The 20,362-nt window shown below is 31.2% G+C and carries 14 protein-coding genes and 1 riboswitch; of the genes, 4 read left to right on the forward strand and 10 right to left on the reverse strand.

Going from position 1 to position 20,362, the window contains the following annotated elements; translation table 11 throughout:
- Positions 1-97 precede the first annotated feature (97 nt).
- Together JHL18_RS12310 and JHL18_RS12315 are read right to left on the reverse strand one after the other, a co-directional pair.
- Complete coding sequence (locus tag JHL18_RS12310) at positions 98-961, reverse strand: thiamine pyrophosphate-dependent enzyme (protein WP_200269564.1); 864 nt, start codon at positions 959-961, stop codon at positions 98-100.
- A gap of 3 nt (positions 962-964) precedes the next feature.
- The gene (locus JHL18_RS12315) at positions 965-2,635 is read right to left on the reverse strand and encodes a 2-oxoacid:acceptor oxidoreductase subunit alpha (RefSeq protein WP_200269566.1); all 1,671 of its coding nucleotides are present in this window, start codon (positions 2,633-2,635) and stop codon (positions 965-967) included.
- A gap of 590 nt (positions 2,636-3,225) precedes the next feature.
- Here JHL18_RS12315 and JHL18_RS12320 point away from each other — a divergent pair.
- Genes JHL18_RS12320 through JHL18_RS12330 form a run of 3 tightly spaced genes read left to right on the forward strand, consistent with a single transcriptional unit; the run spans position 3,226 to position 5,751 of the window.
- Positions 3,226-3,942 carry a M15 family metallopeptidase gene (locus JHL18_RS12320; RefSeq protein WP_200269568.1) on the forward strand — a complete coding sequence of 239 codons (717 nt, stop codon included), beginning with the start codon at positions 3,226-3,228 and terminating at the stop codon, positions 3,940-3,942.
- 20 nt (positions 3,943-3,962) lie between these two features.
- The gene (locus JHL18_RS12325; protein WP_200269570.1) at positions 3,963-4,655 is read left to right on the forward strand and encodes a response regulator transcription factor; all 693 of its coding nucleotides are present in this window, start codon (positions 3,963-3,965) and stop codon (positions 4,653-4,655) included.
- Positions 4,645-5,751 carry a sensor histidine kinase gene (locus JHL18_RS12330; protein ID WP_200269572.1) on the forward strand — a complete coding sequence of 369 codons (1,107 nt, stop codon included), beginning with the start codon at positions 4,645-4,647 and terminating at the stop codon, positions 5,749-5,751. The genes JHL18_RS12325 and JHL18_RS12330 overlap by 11 nt, the downstream gene beginning before the upstream one ends.
- Positions 5,752-5,832: 81 nt before the next feature.
- On the opposite strand, the gene JHL18_RS12335 is transcribed toward JHL18_RS12330, so the two are convergent.
- Together JHL18_RS12335 and JHL18_RS12340 are read right to left on the reverse strand one after the other, a co-directional pair.
- Complete coding sequence (locus JHL18_RS12335) at positions 5,833-6,429, reverse strand: ECF transporter S component (RefSeq protein WP_200269574.1); 597 nt, start codon at positions 6,427-6,429, stop codon at positions 5,833-5,835.
- Positions 6,430-6,545: 116 nt separating this feature from the next.
- Positions 6,546-6,660, reverse strand: a riboswitch (FMN riboswitch).
- 194 nt (positions 6,661-6,854) lie between these two features.
- Positions 6,855-9,014, reverse strand: a complete 2,160-nt coding sequence (locus tag JHL18_RS12340) for a Tex family protein (RefSeq protein WP_200269575.1) — start codon at positions 9,012-9,014, stop codon at positions 6,855-6,857.
- Between the two features lie 265 nt (positions 9,015-9,279).
- Between JHL18_RS12340 and JHL18_RS12345 the strand changes: the two genes are divergently transcribed.
- Entirely contained in the window at positions 9,280-10,632 is a 1,353-nt protein-coding gene (locus JHL18_RS12345; RefSeq protein WP_200269576.1) for a M28 family metallopeptidase, read from the forward strand.
- 48 nt (positions 10,633-10,680) lie between these two features.
- Here the strand turns inward: JHL18_RS12345 and prfB are convergent.
- The 6 genes from prfB to recD2 all read right to left on the reverse strand — a co-directional run bounded on the left by prfB (position 10,681) and on the right by recD2 (position 20,144).
- Positions 10,681-11,794, reverse strand: a protein-coding gene (prfB, locus tag JHL18_RS12350) for a peptide chain release factor 2 (RefSeq protein ID WP_200269577.1) whose coding sequence is annotated in 2 segments (ribosomal slippage) — positions 10,681-11,715 and positions 11,717-11,794 — 1,113 coding nt in all. Because the reading frame shifts where the segments join, the coding sequence is not laid out codon by codon here.
- A 394-nt stretch (positions 11,795-12,188) separates the two neighbouring features.
- Positions 12,189-14,699, reverse strand: a complete 2,511-nt coding sequence (gene secA, locus JHL18_RS12355) for a preprotein translocase subunit SecA (protein ID WP_200269579.1) — start codon at positions 14,697-14,699, stop codon at positions 12,189-12,191.
- Positions 14,700-14,977: 278 nt separating this feature from the next.
- Entirely contained in the window at positions 14,978-15,520 is a 543-nt protein-coding gene (gene hpf / locus JHL18_RS12360) for a ribosome hibernation-promoting factor, HPF/YfiA family (protein ID WP_200269581.1), read from the reverse strand.
- 697 nt (positions 15,521-16,217) lie between these two features.
- Entirely contained in the window at positions 16,218-16,892 is a 675-nt protein-coding gene (locus JHL18_RS26465; RefSeq protein ID WP_200269583.1) for a phosphoribosyltransferase family protein, read from the reverse strand.
- The gene (locus tag JHL18_RS12370) at positions 16,868-17,896 is read right to left on the reverse strand and encodes a hypothetical protein (protein ID WP_200269585.1); all 1,029 of its coding nucleotides are present in this window, start codon (positions 17,894-17,896) and stop codon (positions 16,868-16,870) included. Before JHL18_RS12370 ends, JHL18_RS26465 begins: the two co-directional genes overlap by 25 nt.
- Positions 17,897-17,909: 13 nt before the next feature.
- A complete protein-coding gene (gene recD2 / locus JHL18_RS12375) occupies positions 17,910-20,144 on the reverse strand; it encodes an SF1B family DNA helicase RecD2 (RefSeq protein ID WP_200269587.1) in 2,235 nt (744 codons plus the stop codon).
- Positions 20,145-20,362: the final 218 nt, after the last annotated feature.

Consider the following 20,362-nt stretch of genomic DNA (forward strand, 5'->3'; position numbering starts at 1 on the left):
AACATAAATCTTTTAATCCATCTCTTCTACAAGCTTACTTAGCAAAAGGGCTGTTCACTAATTACTTAGTGACAGCCCTTTATTTTCATATCTTATATTACATAAATTCTTCTACAAACTTTTCTCCATCTATTGGAGTCCACTTTCTATCAACCATTATATTTCCAGCACTTAGTACTGGGTGCAGCTCATGGAATGTTGGCTTACCTTCTTCCTTATAAAGTATTCCTAGAGGTATTCCACCATCTCCAAATTCCATAGCTTTAATTATTGCCGCGCCTTTATCACTTGAATCATAGTTTTCATCTAAATAATAAACCCTATCCTTATACCACTTAAAGGTATTTATCTTATTAAAACTAACGCAAGGCTGCATTATATCAATCAGTGCATAACCCTTGTGATTTATAGCTGCCCTAATCATACTCTTTAAATGTTCTTTATCCCCAGAGAAACTTCTTGCAACAAAAGTAGCACCAGCTGAAATCGCCAAAGCTAGAGGATTTAAAGGTTCAGATATCACTCCTTCAAACTGCATAGAAGTTTTTTGTCCTCTTGCTGTTGTTGGAGATCCTTGCCCCTTTGTAAGTCCATAAATTTGATTATCGTGAACTAATTGAACAAAATCTACATTTCTCCTTATATTATGAATAAAGTGATTTCCACCTTCTCCATAGGCATCTCCATCACCAGAAGTAACTATGACTTTTAATTCTGGATTAACCATTTTTATAGCTTGTGCAGGAGGGAGAGCCCTACCATGAAGTCCATTAAATCCATTTGCTCTTATATAATGTGGAGTTTTCGCTGCCTGACCAATACCAGAGACCATCATTAGTTTTTCTGGTGATATATTAAGCTCAGCCACCGCTTCTTTTATACCATCGAGTATAGAGAAATTACCACACCCTGGACACCATGTATTTTCATCATTACTTTGATATAACTTTAACTCTATCATATCTTAAACCTCCCCAGATAGTCTTGAAACTATTTCATCTGAAGTTATCTGACGTCCATCATATTTCAAAATACTATCATCCATTAATATTCCTGTTTCTTGTGTTATAAGTTTACCTAATTGACCTGTAAAGTTTTGCTCTACATTTATTACCCTTTTAGCTTTGCCACTGTATTTTCTCAAAAGTTTTTCTGGTAAAGGATATATATCACCAAAAGAAAGTGCTCCAACCTTAACTCCAGAATTGTTTAGTGTTTCAGCTGCTTCTTTGATTGCACCATAAGTTGATCCCCAACCTACTAAAAGCACATCTATATCTTCTCCACCAAAATAATCAGGTTCTTGTAGATCTTCCTTTATCAGCAAGTCTAGCTTTCTCATTCTTTTTTCCATCTGAGCATTTCTTACAGCAGCTTCCTCAGTTATATGTGAGTACTCAGTATGTTCATCACTGTCCACTAAAACCACTTGCCCTTTGACCTTACCAGGTATTAGTCTTGGTGAAATTCCTGATTCAGTTACTTTATATCTCTTATATTCTTCATCTAAGCCAACGCCATCCCAAATATGTCTTTCAATTTTCAATTCTTCAAGAGCAAATCTAGGTATTGTTATATTAGAATCCGCAAGATATTGATCTGTTAATAGTATTACTAAAGTTTGATACTTATCTGCTATATTTAGTGCTCTAAAAGTTTGATAAAACGCATCTTCAGCATTTCTTACACTTAAAACCACTCTCGGAAATTCTCCTTGAGATGCAGTTAGTAGAAAACTAAGATCACTTTGTTCTGTTCTTGTTGGCAGTCCTGTTGCTGGTCCTGGCCTCTGTGAGTCAATTACTACTAGTGGAGTTTCAGTTATTCCAGCGAGACCAAAAGCTTCAACCATTAACGCTACACCACCACCAGATGATCCTGTCATAGCTCTAGCCCCTGCATAGGATGCTCCTATTGCCATATTTATAGCACTTATTTCATCTTCTGCTTGTTCAATCACTATACCAGCTTGTAATGATTTCTTTGAAAGATATGTCATTACACTTGTAGCTGGAGTCATCGGATATGCTGAATAGAATGATAATCCTCCAATTAATGCACCTAATCCAATTGCATCATTTCCATTTATGATTAAATGCTCAGATAAATCTTTACCTACTATGTCGAATCTTTTCTCCACTAAATCTCCGCCTTTTCTGAAGGCTTCTATATTTTTATTTCTAATAGGTTCAGCAAGCTTCTTAGCTATAAAATCTTCAAAATTTCCCTTCACACCAAAATGCTTTAAGATTACTCCTGCCGCAACAAAAGTAAAAGCCTTTGATAATCCTAAATCTTTAGCAGTCTTTAGTAATGGAAGTCTAACTAATCTTTTATCATCATACTGTATAGCTTCGTCAGCTATTATTATTCCATCTTTATTTAACTTATCTTTATGGATTTCTACTGTATCTCTATCCAATGCAAGTATTAAATCTAACTTTGAATCATGAGAATATATTGGTTCATCTCCAAATCTTATTTGTGTGAAGTTATGTCCACCTCTTACTCTAGACATATAGTCTTTATTTGAGAAAACATAAAATCCACCTTTTTTCAGAGCTTTTTCAAGGAACACGCTAACTGTATCCATTCCCTGTCCAGCGCTTCCTCCAATTAGTATATTAAGTTTCAATTAAAACACCTCTCTTATAAAACAACCTTTTAATTCCGATTGTTTCTGTCTGATTTAATAATAATCCTAATCTTGTTATTTGTAAATAATCATTATCAATTAAAATTAATTATCAACACTTCTTAAAGGCAAATACTTTCATTATTCTTTAATTTTCTTACGTTATTAAATTATTACTTATTAATGTTTATCTACCTATTTATCCATATAAATATACAATCCAATATACTCCTCCATCTTTATATATGGATGTACTACTTCATCTTCAAATTCAGTAGTACATCTATAACACACTCTAAAATCTATTCTAATTCACTTACACAATATGACAGTATTTATATTTTCTTTTTAAGAAAACAGTAGATATAGCATTACCGAAGTACACTATAGGGTTCCATTGCGAAAACTTAAGATTTCTTAAGAAATTTTTATAATTACTGTAAAGTCTATCTTCTACAATTAACTCATGGCATAGATAAACTACTTCATATTAGAATTTATCCGAATAAAGATTAGTAGAAGCATCGAAATCTTTATTTGTAGTCCAAGGATTGAAGTAGTTTATCTATATTTGAAGGAGTGTGTACAATATGAGAAATGGATTAAGAAACATTTTGGTAGTTATTATTATAATTTGCGGTTTTCTATATTTAACAAAATACATTTCAACCTTTAAAGAAACTATTTCTGATTCAAACATAAGTGATCAATCAGTGAATGTGAATAATTCTTATAAAGACGATGAAACTAATAAAGATATAAAATCTCAACTATTATTAGTAAACGAAGACCACAGTCTTGAACAAGCTTATACACCAAAGGATTTAACAATACCCAATATAAAGTTTGCCTCTGGCGTAAGTAATGAAGAAAAACATGTAGCAGGAATTATTGCAAAGCCACTAGAGCAATTAGTAGCTGAAGCTAAAAAAGACGGAATAATATTGCTTGGCAACTCTGCATATAGATCATATAAAACACAAGAAAATACTTACAACAATCGAGTATTATTACAAGGAGAGAAACTTGCAGATGCATACGTAGCTAGACCTGGATACAGTGAGCACCAGACAGGACTATGCATTGATATAACAAATCAAGGAAAATATTTTGTAAAAGGCACAAAAGAAGCAGATTGGCTAGCAGAGAATTGCTATAGATTTGGTTTTATTATAAGATATCCTTATGGCAAGAAAAATATAACCGGCATAGAATATGAACCTTGGCATATTAGATACGTTGGAAAAAGCGCCGCTAAATATATATATGATAACAAGATTACGTTAGAAGAATATTTACGTAAATAATTATAAAGTTGGAGAAGAAAATGAAAAATAATATTCTTGTAGTAGATGATGAAAAGGAAATAAGAGATTTATTAGAGATAAACCTTTTAAATGAAGGCTATACTGTATTTAAAGCAAGTTGTGGAGAAGAAGCCTTAGAAATATTGGATAGAGAAGAAATTCACCTAATGGTTTTAGATATAATGATGCCAAATATGGATGGGTTAGAAGTTTGCAGAAGAACAAGGGAAAAGTATAACATTCCAATTCTTATGCTAAGTGCAAAAGCAGAAGATATGGATAAAATACAAGGAATAATGACTGGTGCAGATGATTATGTGTGTAAGCCTTTTAATCATTTGGAGCTTACAGTTAGGATAAGGGCATTGTTTAGAAGAGCATATTTTTTAAACACTAGAACTCAATCCTCAGATGAGATTATAACCATAGAGTCATTGATAATAAATAAAAATAAGCATAAGGTAACTATAGATGATAAAGACATAGATCTTACAGCAAGAGAATTTGAAATCCTTTATCTATTGGCCACAAATAGAGGGAGAGTTTTTAGTGCCGAGGAGATCTTTCAAAGAGTTTGGAAGGAAACCTATTTTCAGTCTAATAATACCGTAATGGTCCATATGAGCAGAATTAGAGATAAACTAGAACAATATATGGAAGGTAATAAAATAATTCATACCGTATGGGGGGTTGGTTATAAAATTGAGAAATAGTAGATTCTATAAACATTGGTTATTACCATTAGTTGATATCTTTATATCTATACTACTTACATATACTATTTATGGTATAAGCAGAAAACTTTTAATATATTCATACGGAAACCTCTATGATAACAACAGTTCTGGATACCTTTGGAGCATATGGGTTTTTATCAGATATATAGCTTTGGGAAGCAATACCTCCCTGATTTTCGGTGCACTTGTTTTTACTTCTATATATTTACTTATAACATATAGAAAAACTAAAAGCTTAGTTGCTATAATCAATGAAACTGAAACAATGGCAAATGGAGACTTAGATAGATCAATAGAAGTTAAATCAAATGGTGATATAAAAAGCTTAGTAGAAAATATAAATAATATTTCGAGGCAACTAAAAAATATAACCGTGGAAGAAAGAAGAGCACAGCAAACAAAAACTGATTTAATTACTAATGTTTCTCATGATTTAAGAACTCCACTAACCTCAATAATAGGTTATTTAGAGATAATCGATAGAGATCAATACAAAGATGAAGTAGAACTCAGATATTATACTAATATAGCTTATGAAAAAGCAAAAAACTTAAATGTACTTATTAATGATTTGTTTGAGCTTACTAAGATGCAAAATAATACTATCACTCTAAATAAGTCTGATATTAATTTAGTTGAGCTATTGGGTCAAGTAGTTGCCTACTTTGAATATCAATTTAAGAACGCAAATATGAAGTCTAGGGTTAATTTTTCAGAAGATAAGCTAACTGTAAATGCTGACGCAGGTAAATTGGTTAGAGCCTTTGAAAATTTATTGTCAAATGCTATTAAGTACGGACAAGATGGCAGGTATGTTGATATAACAACAAAAGTTAAAGAAAATATGGCGATTGTGCAAGTAATAAATTATGGCCAATCAATATCAACAATAGATTTACCTTATATATTTGATAGATTTTATAGAGTAGAAAAATCTCGAAATAGCAAAATAGCTGGTTCTGGACTTGGACTAGCAATAACAAAAAATATTATAGAACTTCATCAAGGAAGTATTTCAGCTTATAGCGATGATGAGAGGACTATCTTTGAAGTTAAGTTACCAATAAAATAGATTAATATTAATATAATGAAAAATGAAAAAGAATGATATTTTTTTATCATTCTTTTTTATTTTATTTAAAATATTATTTTATTAATTAGTTATTTTCTTTGCATTTATAGGTGGTTGGCTATATAAAATTGGTGATACTTTTTTATATAGAGCTAAAGTAACTGCTGATACACCTATTCCCTTTATTAAATTAAAAGGAAGAATTATCGTTATAAGATAATTTATAATTTCAGGACTCAATACTGGTACAATTTTATTGTACAATGGTAAGAATACATAATAATTACCCAAAAGCCCAGCTATAGTTAATGCAATAGTTCCTAAAGATAATCCAAGTATAGCACCTTTTATAGTTCTATTTCTCTTATAAGTAAAGCCCGCTACAATTACCCATACTGCGCCTATTACAAAATTAGCAAATTCGCCTATACCTGCAGTACTAGTGCCTTTTATCAATACAACAAGAATATTTTTAATAAGTTCAACAGCAATCCCTGCTATTGGCCCTAAAGCGAAAGTTCCTAATAACGCTGGCAGATCACTAAAATCTATTTTTAGAAATGGTGCAGCTGGTAATATTGGAAATTCAAAAAACATTAATAGAAACGAAATAGTTCCTAGCAGTGCAATCTTAATTTGCACATTTAATTTTGATGTTGCTTGATTTGTTTGTTTCATAGTAAACCCTCCCAAAAGTTATATCCTCTGGGGCTCAAGAATAAAATCAACCTAAATAAATATAAAAAACCCTGATGAAATAAAAGTCACCAGGGCTGAATAGACTAATTTTACTCTTTTACCTTCTTTCATCCAGACTTTACTGTCGGCTTCGGAATTTAACCGAATCATGCCTCTCGGCTCGCGGGCTTTACCGCCGGTGGGGAATCACACCCCGCCCTGAAGATAATATTAATTTTTATATACTCATTATATAACCTTGTTTATATTTTGACAATATGTTTATACAAATATATTTTATGTATACATTTTCACAACTCTCTATTAGTTTTCTACTGAAATATAGCTTAAATTAAAGCGCTGTTTACTAAAAAACAGCGCTTTAGTTGCCAAACACATCCTCTATCTAATAGACATAATTATGTCTATTCTTTTTTCATTGATAAGGAAATTCTCTTTCTTTTCTCATCAACCTCTAATATCCTTACCTCTACTACATCCCCTACTTTAACAACATCTAACGGATGCTTTACAAATCTATCTGCCATTTGGCTTTTATGCACTAAGCCGTCTTGATGCACACCTATATCTACAAATGCTCCGAAGTCTGATACATTTCTAACTGTTCCCATAAGCATCATTCCTGGCTTTAAGTCTTTTATATCTATTACCCCAGACTTAAATATTGGCTTAGGTAACTCCTCTCTAGGATCTCTACCTGGTTTCTTTATTTCTTTTACAATATCCTTAAGGGTAGGCAATCCAACTGATAATTCTTTTGCTAGTTCTACTAAATTGAATTCTTTAAGCTTTTCATCTATATCTCTTAAATTTCCATTTCTTAAATCATCATTGCTATAACCAAGTCTTTCAATAAGCTTTCTTGCTACCTCATAAGATTCTGGATGAACTGAAGTATTATCTAATGGTTCCTTACTTTCCATAACTCTTAAAAAACCAGCACATTGTTCATAGGCTTTTTGACCCAATCTTTTAACTTTTAGAAGCTGCTTTCTACTTGTGAACTTTCCATTCTCTTCTCTAAAAGCTACAATGTTATTTGCTATGGATGGATTTATACCTGATATATAACTTAACAATGATGGAGTTGCTATATTTAAATCCACCCCAACATTATTAACACAATCTTCAACTATCCCAGTAAGAGATTCATCCAATTTCTTTTGAGTAACATCATGTTGATACTGCCCTACCCCTATAGCTTTAGGATCAATTTTTACAAGCTCTGCAAGTGGATCTTGTAATCTTCTACCTATTGATATAGCTCCCCTAACTGTAACGTCTAAGTCTGGATATTCTTTAGCAGCAAGCTCAGATGCAGAATATACTGAAGCACCAGCTTCAGAAACTATAACATAAAACATCTCTTTTCCTGTTTCCTTCTTAACTTCAGCTATAAGTTTTGCTATTACTTCTTCTGATTCTCTAGATGCAGTACCATTTCCTAAAGATATTACCTCTACGTTATATTTGTATATAAGCTCTTTCAAAACTTTTATCGTTCCAGCTACATCATTTCTAGGCACCGTTGGGAAAACAGTAGCTTTATCCAAGAACTTACCTGTATCATCAAGAATAGCGATCTTGCAACCAGTTCTAAAGCCAGGGTCGTATCCCATAATAATCTTATTCTTTATGGGTGCTTGCATAAGCAGAGCTTTTAAGTTAGCTTTGAATATATCGATAGCACCTTGCTCTCCTATATCTGTAAGTTCACTTCTTATTTCTCTTTCTATTGAAGGAAATATTAATCTTTTAAAACTATCTTTCACTGAAAGTTCAATATATCTATCTGTAATAGAATTATTCTTTAAATTTTTCCTCATCAAATAATTCAATATTTTTTCTTCATTTATTAAAATCTTAACTGATAAGAACTTTTCCTTGTCACCTCTATTTATTGCCAATATTCTATGTGATGGAATAGTCTTTACAGACTCTCTGTATTCATAATACATCTCATACGGTGATGATTCTGATGTATTGCCTTTAGTTTCAATTATCCCCTCATTCTTTACTAAATCTCTTATCCATTTTCTATAGTCGGCATCATCAGATATTATTTCACCAATTACATCCATTGCCCCTTGAAGAGCTTCATCTGCAGAAGCAACCCCTTTATCTTCACTAACATACTTTTCAGCTTCCTCTAATATATTACCAGTAAAATTACCTTCTAATATAATTTCTGCAAGTGGTTTTAGTCCCTTTTCCACTGCTATAGTAGCTCTTGTTCTCTTTTTAGGCTTATAAGGTCTATATATATCTTCAACCTCAGTTAAGGTATTTGAATTCATTATTTGATTTCTAAGTTCTTCGGTTAACTTACCTTGCTCTTCAATTAGCCTAACTACATCATTTTTTTTATCTAATAGATTTCTTAAATAGTTGAGTCTTTCAAAAAACTTTCTTAATACATCGTCAGATAATCCACCTGTTATTTCTTTTCTATATCTTGATATAAAGGGAACAGTGTTTCCTTCATCAAGCAGTTTTATTACATTCTCTACTTGCTCTATGCTTATATTAAGCTCCTTAGCTAAAGTTACATTGATGTTGTTCATATTTACCTCCCTAGTATGCGGTCTTATTTTATGGATGTACCAATTCGTATTAAAACTTATATTTTTAAATTCTCTCACCAGAAGTCGTGAGAGCTTTAAAAATAGATTTCGGTTCGAAGTGGTACCTCTATATAACCAACATTCTTAATTTTAAAAAATGTATGGTTAATTTTTAATGTCTTTCTATATTATTTCAATATTTAAATTGAATATCCTTCTTTTTATTCTCATAGAATTAACTGATACTAATTTTAAGGAGCTTGATATGGCAAGAAACTTAATATCCCTTATATTAACAATCTGTATTCTAATATCCAACATTTCATTTATGTATTCTAATAAATTGCAATATTTTGATTCAAATAAAGTTATAGAAAATATACGTTATTTATCCTCAGACACAATGGAAGGAAGACTACCAGGAACTCTAGGAAATAAATTAGCAGGAGAATACATAAAAAATTCTTTTATTAAGTACAATCTTTCTCCTCTAGTTAATGATTATTATGATGCCTTTACTGCTGCTACACCAATCAAAGGTGATGATGCCCCTTTCCTTAGAGTTTATAACAAAGAAAAATCTCTCATAAAGAACTACGAATACGGAGTTGACTTTAAAGATAGTTTCCTAAATTATAGGACAAACCATGTAACGGTAAATCCAAATGATGATTTTAGAATATACCCTTCTGCTATAGAAATTGTCCAAGATAATAAAAGTTTTATTTTTATAGTCTCCACAGATAATTTCAACTTTAGGAGTTCATTTATCTCCAAGTCATCCTCTGAGATGTATATCTATATTAGTTCAAAAGTATATGATGATCTTCTAACCTATAATAAAAAAGGATACACAATAGATTGTTTTATTCCTTACAAAGTTGAAGATATAACACTTAATAATGTAGTAGGCGTAATCAAAGGCACCAATCCAAAACTGCCACCACTTATCTTATCCTCACATTACGATCATCTAGGAAAAGATTTATCAGGAAATATCTATGGAGGAGCTTTGGATAATGCATCTGGAACATCCTTTATGTTGGAGCTAGCTCGTACCATATCTTCTATGTTTCCGCCTGAAAGAGATGTCATCTTTGTCTCTTTCAATGCAGAAGAATTAGGTTTGTTGGGTTCAAAGGCATTTGTTGATAAAAATCACGATCTACTTAAGAATGGTAATTCTATAAACTTCGATATGATTGGTGGAGCAAAAGATATCCCAATGACTATAATGACTGGAGAAAACTCTAATAGGAGTATTACATCTAGTAGTTTACAAGATTACTGTAAATCTAATAATATTGCATTTAATACAGAAGCTAGAAATGCATCAGATCACGCTAGTTTCATTAGTGCTGGAATTGATAGCATTACAATATGCGATTCTGATTTATCAAAAATTCACACACCTAATGATACTTCTTATTTTATAGATAAATCATCAATTGAAAGAGATTATAAAGCCTCTTGGAATCAGATCATAAAATATTGCTATAGTAATCGATATATTTTAGAAATATATAATAAAGATTTCTATATAGCTGGTTATTTCGTTTCTACGATACTATTTCTATTGCTACTAATACCTAAAAAAAATAAAGGTAAATTTGACTAGACTAAAGGCAAGTAATCATTAATGACTACTTGCCTTTAAAATTATCAATTAGTTTATGTTCTTACTTTCTCCTCTTAATATAGAAGTTATAAACATATCTATATCTCCATCCATAACAGCATTTACGTTTGATGTTTCCGTACCAGTTCTATGATCCTTTACCATTGAGTATGGGTGAAAAACATAACTTCTTATCTGACTTCCCCATCCCATGTCTTTTAATTCACCAGTCAAATCTTCTATTTTTTCTTTATGAGCTCTTTCCTTAAGTTCAATAAGCTTAGATTTAAGCATATTCATAGCAGCATCTCTATTAGAATGCTGGCTTCTTTCATTTTGACACTGAACCACTATACCTGTAGGAATATGAGTTATTCTTACGGCAGATTCAGTTTTATTAACATGCTGACCACCAGCTCCACTTGCTCTATAGGTGTCAACTCTTAAATCAACTGGATTTATCTCTATATCCTGATCTTTTGTAAGCTCTGGCAGTACTTCTACCGAAGCAAAAGAAGTTTGTCTTTTCCCATTAGCATTGAAAGGTGATATTCTAACAAGCCTATGTATACCCTTTTCAGTTTTTAAATATCCATAAGCAAATTCACCTTTAACTCTTAAGGTAACACTCTTCACACCAGCTTCATCTCCAGCCAAGTAATCTAAGGTATCTACCTTATATCCCTTCTTTTCACACCATCTTGTATACATTCTTAGAAGCATCTCAGTCCAATCATTGGCATCAGTACCTCCTACACCTGTGTGCAAAGTCAATAAAGCATCATTTCTGTCATATTCTCCTGACAGCATAATTTCTATTCTAAATATATCTATGTCATCATCTAACTTCTTTACTTCACTTATAATCTCATTTGCTGTGCTATGATCTTCTTCATCAATTAATTCTGCTAGAACTTCTATGTCATCTACTCTCTCACACAAAGATTCATATCTAGCAATTTTATCTTTTAGAGTTTTAGATTCTTGAGTTATTTTTTGTGCTTTATTAACATCTTCCCAAAAATCCTTTTCTTGCATTTTAAATTCAAGCTCACTTGACTTCTTCATTAATTCTGGGATGTCAAAGTGAAGCCCCCATTTCCTTAAGTATATTTTTAAACTCATTCAACTTTAAAAGTTGATTTTCTAATTCAAGCATCATATACAAATCACCCCTACTTTATTAAACTAAGTTATAGTATATCATTATATAATAATTTTACAACATTAAACAACTACCAAGTGGATAGAATAATTTAATACTTTTTTAAATTTAAATATTCCTACATCCAATGCTTAGATAAGTTTCGTAAAGAATTAATATGATTTTCTCCGATTAAACAGCTAAAACTGTATAACTCACTGTGTTCGGACAATACAGTTTCCTAACGCTGTTCAATCTCCGTAAATCATTTAATTCTAATTACTCACTCATATAGCATCTCCTGTAGGAACATTTAAATTTAGGCACTAACGCATTAAATATATTTATGAGAGGAAAAAGCAAAAGCAACCGATAGATATCGGCTGCTTTTTTTCACTTGATTTTTATAATATTAAACTACTTCTCTTCCGCAGCAGTTTTTGTACTTCTTACCACTTCCGCAAGGACATAGGTCATTTCTTCCAACCTTAGCTTCTTTTTTTGTTGGTTGTTTTTTTATTGAATCATCAACAAGATTTGTTGTTGTTTCTTCAACGACTCTTTCTCTCTCAGGTGTATGTTCCATTTGAACATGGAATAGAAGCTTCACAGTGTCAACCTTTATGTTTTCGATCATTTCATCAAACATATTGCTTCCCTCAAATTGGTAAGCCTGAACAGGATCTTGTTGCTTATATGCTCTAAGTCCTATACCTTGTTTTAAATGATCCATATTATCAATATGATCCATCCACTTTGTATCAACAACTCTAAGAAGTATAACTCTTTCAACTTCTCTCATCTGCTCTTCACCAAAGTGTTGTTCTTTTTCTCTATATATATCATTGGCTAAGTTTAAAAGTTTATCTTTCATTTCATCATTTGATAAAACCTCTAAATCCTTAGGTTCAAACATTCCTTGTGGTATATATAAATCTTCCATATAACTTATTAACTGTTTCACTTCATCATCAAAAGTTTCTTCTTCACCAGATATATGTGAATCAACTGATGCATATACAACGTCTCTTATCATATCTTGAACTTGTTGTTTTAGAGTTTCTCCTTCAAGAACTTGAGCTCTTTGTTTATATATTACTTCTCTTTGCTTATTCATAACATCATCATAACCAAGCAAAGTCTTTCTTACATCAAAGTTGTTACCTTCAACTTTCTTTTGAGCGTTTTCTATAGATTTTGAAACCATCTTACTTTCAATAGCATCATCATCTGATAAACCAAGTTTTTCTACTACACCTTGTAATCTATCTGAACCAAATATTCTCATAAGATCATCTTCTAATGATATGTAGAATCTTGATGCTCCTGGATCTCCTTGACGACCTGAACGTCCTCTAAGCTGGTTATCTATTCTTCTTGATTCATGTCTTTCTGTACCGATAATTTTCAGACCTCCAAGCTCAACTACACCTTCTCCAAGCTTGATATCGGTACCTCTACCAGCCATATTAGTAGCTATAGTTACCATACCCTTTTCACCAGCATGAGTAATTATTTCTGCTTCTTGCTCGTGGTACTTTGCATTAAGTACCTGATGCTTTACACCTTTTCTCTTAAGAAGTGCAGAAAGTGCCTCTGATTTTTCGATACTAGTTGTACCTACTAGCATCGGTTGACCAGTTTTATTTGTTTCTTGTATTTCCTCGGCAATAGCGTTGAACTTACCAGCAACTGTCTTATAAACTACATCTGCATTATCTAATCTCTTTATAGGTTTATGTGTAGGAATTACAATAACATCTAATCCATAAATTTCTCTAAATTCATTTTCTTCAGTTAATGCAGTACCAGTCATACCTGAAAGTTTTTTATACATTCTAAAATAATTTTGGAATGTAATAGTTGCTAAAGTTTTAGATTCTCTTTCTACCTTAACACCTTCTTTAGCTTCTATGGCTTGGTGTAACCCGTCAGAGTATCTTCTACCTTCCATAAGTCTTCCAGTAAATTCATCAACTATGATTACTTCTCCATCTTTAACCATGTAATCTTTATCTAATCTCATTAAGTAATTTGCTTTTAGAGCTTGAGTTATATGATGTTGCAATTCCATATTATCAGCATCAGCATAGTTATCAACACCAAAAGCAAGTTCCGCTTCTTTTATTCCCTCTTCAGTAAGCATTACTGAATGAGCTTTTTCATCTACAGTAAAATGTTTTTCTTTAAATAATCTTTTTACAAAGAAATCAGCTATCTTATAGAAATCAGTTGATTTTTCGCCAGCTCCAGATATGATAAGAGGCGTTCTAGCTTCATCTATAAGAATGGAGTCAACTTCATCAACTATAGCAAAACTTAGTTCTCTTTGAACCTTTTCCTCTTTATATATAACCATATTATCTCTTAGATAATCAAATCCAAATTCATTATTAGTTCCATATGTTATATCAGCATTATAAGCTGCTCTTCTTTGGTCATTGTCAAGATCATGTAGTATTACTCCTGTAGTAAGACCCAAGAATTGATATATTTCTCCCATCCACTCCATATCTCTTCTTGCAAGATAATCATTAACAGTAACTATGTGAACTCCTTTTCCTGAGATAGCATTTAAGTACGCAGGTAAAGTAGCACATAGAGTTTTACCTTCACCAGTTTTCATTTCTGAAATTCTTCCTTGATGAAGAACTATACCCCCTATAAGCTGTTCTCTGTAATGCTTCTCAGAATGTAGTCTATAAGATGCTTCTCTAACTACGGCAAAAGCTTCTGGTAATAAACTATCTAGACTTTCTCCGTTTTTGTATCTATTTTTAAATTCTTCTGTTTTTCCTCTTAGCTGCTCATCTGTTAATGCTTGCATTGCACCATCAAAAGTTTCTATTTTATCAACGATAGGAATAATTCTCTTTACTTCCCTTTCGCTATAAGACCCAAAAACCTTAGTAAGTATCCCCATGTTATTTTCCTCACACTTCTGTATATTTTCATAACTCTCTAAATTATATCACTTATTTACATAACTTTTCAATAATTGATACGGGTATTTATAGTAAAATTAAACCATATTCTAGCTAATATTGTAAACATTTTAAAAACATTTAGTTATTTATTATAATTATTTATATTTAAACCACTATCAGAGTGGAAGTTTTTCTATATTTTATCCTATAACTAATATTGTAGTCAAACATTTAATGGGCTGACCATTACAGTCAGCCCATGTTATTGTTAATTTTAGTATTCATACTCAGGTTCTATTAATCCGTAATTTCCATCTCTTCTCTTATAGACTACATTTACTTGATTAGTGTCTGCATCTTGGAAAACGAAGAAGTTATGTCCTATTAGTTCCATTTGTAGAACTGCCTCTTCAGCACCCATTGGTTTAATTCCAAATCTCTTTGTCTTAACTATTTGTGCTTCATCATCTTCAGGATCAACATTAGGCACATTATCAAAATTAATATATCTTACTGATTCTGCATTATTATATCTTCTAGAAAGCTTTGTCTTTTGCTTTCTTATTTGTCTTTCAATTTTTTCTTGCACTAAATCTATTGATTTGTACATATCATCTGTAGCTTCTTCTCCTCTTAATATAGCACCATTAAAAGGAATTGTAACCTCAATTATTTGTCTGTTCTTTTGCACACTTAATGTCGCTTTGGCTTCCACATTCGGAGTGAAATATTTCTCAAGTTTTGATATTTTCCTCTCCACCGCTTCCTTTAAAGGATCTGTTAATACTATGTTTTTTGCTAATACTGTAACTTTCATATGGTCAGCCCCTCTCCTAATTAAAAGGTTATGTTTTTTTATTACTTTTTAAGTATTTACTTATATATGAGATTATATTTATAAATGCTTCTATATAAGTTTTATTTTCTTAACCTTTGTTAATGTTCTATTTGTTAATTTAATTTTACACAGTTACTTAAATAATAACAAGTATTATTATTTGAATTTACAGAAAATTTAATCAATTTAATCTTATATTCCTTTATTATTCTCCAATTATCGTAGGCTTGTACATTATTTCGATTTATTTGTTTTTTTATTATCCTCTATCTAATTATATATTTATATTATTTCTGGTTATACTTTATTCACTTCTCTACAATTAATAATATACCAACAATCCTTTTAATTATTAATAACCTTTTGCTTTATAAATAGTTTTTAGATTGAAGTGGTATATCTCTATTCTAAGCAAAAGCAAAAATAAAAGTAGGTATCAACATATAAATGCTAATACCTACTTTAAAGCTAGTTGACCTGGTCTTTGACCCCACACTCGCCTGCTGGAACTTTTGCTACCCGGACTCAACCTCTCACTACTCATTCTCTCAGTTTTACTGGCAGGACTTACCTCTAAGCCGCACCATGCTCATTAAACCTTTTGTTCAACTTACGTGGATCGTTTCGCCTGCGACTGGCATCGACTTTCAACCACAAACCTAGCCCCTATTATCTATTATATATTACTTTTTGCAACAGTCAAGAGGATTACTTCTCCAGCACCCGCCTTTATGAGTGCATCTCTACAACTCATAAGTGTTGAACCCGTAGTAATCACATCATCTATTAATATAACTTTTTTATCTTTTATATCTTCAACTGAGCTAACTTCAAATACTCCAATCATATTTTCAATTCTTTCATCAATAGTTAACCTTTTCTGTTCCTTTACTTCTTTTGATCTTTTCAAAGTGTTAATCAATCTAATTCCACTAAAATTTGATAATTGTCTTCCTATTGCTCTACATTGATTAAATCCTCGCTTCTTTGATGAAGCCTTAGATATAGGAACATAGGTAATTAAGTCTCCACTAATATGCTCATCTTTCATTTTTTTATTAAGAATCCTAGCTAGAAATTCTGCGCTTTCAAAATTAGCAGAGTACTTTAAATTGATTATGAGTTCTTTAATACTGCCAGAATAATAAGCAGCACTACGACACTTAACTTTATTTTCTTTGTCTAAATAATATTCTCCACTGATATAAGCTACATTATTTAAACATCTATTACAAATAGATTCAGTATCAGTATCTAATTCACAACACAAACACTTATTGGAATGTGGATAAATTACTTCTAATACACATTCTAATATATATTTAATTATTTCAGTAATCCTTTTTCCCACGCAGCCTTATTAAACTCCCTTGCTAAATCTTTCGCACACTCCATTTGAGCAGAAACTTCATTTGCTAGGAGTATAACTTCTCCTTGAGCTCCTCTTACTTTACTTACTTTACCACAAAGATACACTATTTTTTTATAATCAAAAAACTTATCATCAGCAAAATATATTATTACGTCAATATTATCTAGTTGATCAAATTGCTGCACTATTAGATTCGTTATAACCATCACAGGTTTATCTTTTATTTCATGTAACTTTTCTATTGTTTTTAGCTCACTACTATCAGTTACTTTAACTAATTTCATCCTTGAAGAAACATTTAATATATTGTTGTAATAATTGTATACTATTTCACTCTTATCTTTAGAAGGTGTGTGTATTATTACTTTCCTATTGTTTTCTCTAAACCATTTTAGATAATCATATAAAAGATATGGTATATCTTTGTTCAAATCTATCCTTGTGGTTATAATTCTAGGTTCAACAAAAGGTGCCATTCTGAAACAATTTCCAAGCTGTATATAGGGACAGTTTATAAAAACAGCTTCTGTGCTATATACTATGACCTTATTTGATCTTTTATATAAGAAGTCAACAGAATTTTGTATCTCCAATTTACATTGTCTTGAAAAGCTGGTTATATCATCATAAATAATCAATTCATAATCTTCTTCTATAAATCTAATGTTTTCATGGCTTATAAAATGAAGGTAGGTATTACTATGATAACTTCCACTTCTTATTATAGAATAACTTTTAAAACCAAAAGACATCTTAAGGTATTTCACTATATCTTCATTTACTTTTCCATCTTGAGTTACATAAAGTATTTTTTTATTATTAGATAAGATATTTGTTATGATTTCTCTAAATATTCTCGACGTATTATAAGGGACAGTGATTATATTTAATAGTCTACATTCATCTTTCTCATACCAATCGTTTATTTTATTAACTGTATGATTTAATTCAACATATCTTTTATCCATCTCAATATTAACCATATTAACTCCTCACCTATTCAGACATAAATGCATCATTAGATATAATATCTTTAATTCTCCATTTTAATGAAGAATATCTTTCGTTACTTCTAGTATTGTCAACCATATATTTAAGTGCTTTTATACCACCAACAACAACCACTAATTCTTTCGCTCTTGTTATACCAGTATAAAGTAGGTTTCTGTTCATAAGCAGCGGAGACCCCATAAAAGAAGGTATTATAACAACTGGAAATTCACTTCCTTGACTTTTATGTATTGTTATAGCATATGCCAAATCTAGCTCATCAAGAAATATGTAATCATAAATCACTTTTTTTTCATCTTCAAATATAACACTTAATGATCTATTTTCCTCATCTATAGAGTCAATAAACCCCATATCACCGTTAAAAACCCCTACACCTTCATTCTCTCCAAATCCGCTTATTCTAGTCCATTTCAATGAATAATTATTTTTAGTTTGCATTACCTTATCTCCAACTCTAAAAACAATATCTTTCATTTGCTTTTCTTTCTTATCCTTACTCTTGGGATTGAGGATTTCCTGAAGCTTATTATTTAAGTTTGTTATACCAAGCACACCTTTCTTCATCGGAGATAAAATCTGAATCTGCTTTAACTTATCCCACTTCTTATTGAATTTAGGTAGTCTTGTATTTATCAAATCAATGACAGTCATAAGTATTGCATCTATCTCTGTTTCTTTTATGAAGAAAAAATCTTTATCTTTTTCATTTAATAAAGGCATTTCGCCTTCATTTATTCTATGCGCATTAGTAACAATCAAACTCTCCCTGCCTTGCCTAAATATTTCTTTTAATCTTACAACCTTAGTAAACTCACTCTCAATAAGATCTGCAAGAACATTTCCCGGGCCAACAGACGGAAGCTGATCAATATCTCCAACTATGATAACTCTTGTTCCAACCCTAATAGCTTTTAAAAGGTTATTCATGAGAACTATGTCTATCATGGAAGCCTCATCTACTATAACAACATCTGCCTCTAGAGGAGAGCCTTCATCTTTAGAGAACATAGAAACATCCTCATCATCACTTACCCCCATCTCTAACAATCTGTGTATAGTCTTAGCTTCTCTGCCGGTAGATTCAGTCATTCTTTTAGCTGCCCTTCCTGTTGGAGCCCCTAGCATAACTCTCATACCAGCCTTTTCATACATTTCTATTATACACTTTATTATTGTTGTTTTACCAGTTCCTGGACCACCTGTGATAATTTCAATTCCATTTGTAAAAGCACCAACTATTGCATCTTTTTGCGATTTAGCAAAACTTATATTATTTTTATTTTCAAAAGTATCAATTTCAAATTCTAGATCTAAATTAATATTTTGGAAATTACTTATTGCTAGTGTTAGCATCCTATTTGTTATACCTAATTCACAATAATAGTAATATAAGTTAAATACTGCTTCTATATCATCTATTCTGTCTATCTTTATTTTGCCATCCATTGAGCTGTCATATATATTTTTTTCTATTACACTCGTATCAACTGTAAGCACTTCTGCAGATTCTTTTATTAATAATTCTTTAGGCATAAATGTATTACCATTAGCACAAAAATCATTAATAACGTATTTAAGTCCGCTCTGTATTCTAAATGGCGAATCAACTTCAATACCTAATGATCTAGCAATTTTATCCGAGGTTTTAAATCCTATTCCAGTTATCTCCTCGCATAAAACATAAGGATTTTCCTTAACAATATTTATTGAGTTTCCTCCAAATCTCTTATAAATCTTTATACATTGATTTGTTGTAACTCCATGTGCTTGAAAGAAAATCATAATATTCTTAAGTTCCCTTTGAGAAACATAAGATTCAACTATAAGTTCTAATTTTTTTGCTCCAATTCCTTCTATCTCACCAAGGCGTTCAATATGGCTATCCATTATTTCTAAAGTTTTTTCACCAAACCTACTGACAATTTTCTTAGCAGTAATTGGACCTATTCCATAAATTAAACCTGATGCCAAATACTTTTCTATAGCTTCTACAGTATTAGGTATTATCTCTTCACATTCTTCAACCTTAAACTGTCGTCCAAATTGTTGATGTAAAACCCAATTGCCTTTCATCTCCAGATTTTGGCCTTCTCCAATATAAGGGATCACCCCTACAATAGTTATAAGAGACTTATCTGTTTTTATCTTAGCTACAACATATCCATTCTCATCATTTTTATAAACTATTGTATCAACAATGCCTCTTATAACTTCCATTTTATCTCTCCTAGTTTTATTTCACAATATTCTATTATAGATTATATCACAACATACAGTATTTAAATATTTACAGAATAATTTCACTTGTAAATATTGTTGCCTTTATAAATCAGATTAATTGTAGCTATAATTACTTACAAAATTAAAAAATAAATATTTACCTTTTAAATTGTATTTATATAAATCAGTTTTAGTATTATTATAAATATGAGGTG

Origin of the sequence: Clostridium yunnanense (genome assembly GCF_016595795.1) — a bacterium.
Classification (GTDB): Bacteria; Bacillota; Clostridia; order Clostridiales; family Clostridiaceae; genus Clostridium_AR; species Clostridium_AR yunnanense.